Origin of the sequence: Streptomyces sp. SID1328, assembly GCF_009865595.1 — a bacterium.
GTDB lineage: Bacteria > Actinomycetota > Actinomycetes > Streptomycetales > Streptomycetaceae > Streptomyces > Streptomyces griseoluteus.
This window is the reverse complement of record NZ_WWKH01000405.1, coordinates 1-901: the sequence shown is the minus strand read 5'-3', so window position 1 is coordinate 901 and position 901 is coordinate 1. Positions and strand designations below refer to the sequence as shown.

The window sequence follows — 901 nt, the reverse complement described above, 5'->3', positions numbered from 1 at the left end:
CACCAGCGGGCGTCCGCCGACGGCTCGGCGAGGTAGCCCGGCACGAGGACGCCCTCCACCCACTCGATCAGGGCCCGCAGCTCCTCGTCGTACTCGGGTGATTCGAGCAGGAGGATGAACGGCGGAAACTGCCACTCGGCTTCCTCGTCCTCGTCGTCGGCGTCAGCTCCAGCGGCGCCGTCGGGTTCGGCCAGGGTCTCGCCGGAGCCCCCGGCGGCCATCCCGGTGACCAGGGCGGTCAGCCGGGCAACCTGAGCCTTCAGGTCCTCAACGTCCTCGAACATGCCAACAGGGACCTCGAAGTCGGGCTCATCGCTCACGCCGGGCCGCCTTCCTCTCCTCGTAGGTCGCCTGGGCCCTCTTGGTGATGGCGGCCTCCTCGGCCCTCATCTGGGGGCCGATGTGGGCCAGGGCCCGCTCCTCGTACCAAGGACGCAGGGCAATCTGCGCGACGGGCATGCCGGTGGCCAGCAGCAGGGCGGTGCCCTTGCGCATGGCGCGGATCTCGGCGGGGTCCATGACCTGCTCGCGCTGCTCGGAGACGGAGTAGCTGGAGCCGTCCTTGGACTTGGAGTACGAGCCGCGGTTGACGAAGTGCGCGCCGACCAAGCTGGAGACGTCGCCGGCGAACTTGGCGTCGTCGATGCCGACGCCGATGAGCTTCTTGGTGGCGGCCGACCACATGGCGTCCATGCCGACCTCGCCCCAGGACTTCACGCCCTGCCGGTAGGACTGGAGGATCACGTAGGGGGTGATGCCGCGGCTGCACAGGTGGGAGAACAGGTCGGGCAGGTCGGCGATGCGGCAGATGTTCGCGGCCTCGTCCAGGACGGCGCGCATCGGGTCGGGCAGGCGGCCGCCGTGGCGCTCGCCCGCCTCGGCGCCGGCGGTGAACACGGCG

General features: G+C 70.6%; 1 protein-coding gene and 1 pseudogene. Both read right to left on the bottom strand.

Annotated features, from left to right (window positions below; genetic code table 11):
- Nucleotides 1–320: pseudogene (locus tag GT030_RS12080) on the bottom strand (hypothetical protein); the annotation flags it as partial.
- Nucleotides 310–901: TraG/TraD/VirD4 family protein (locus GT030_RS12075; RefSeq protein ID WP_161201112.1), on the bottom strand; the 592-nt coding region annotated here is incomplete at its 5' end. The gene GT030_RS12075 and the pseudogene GT030_RS12080, both read right to left, overlap by 11 nt.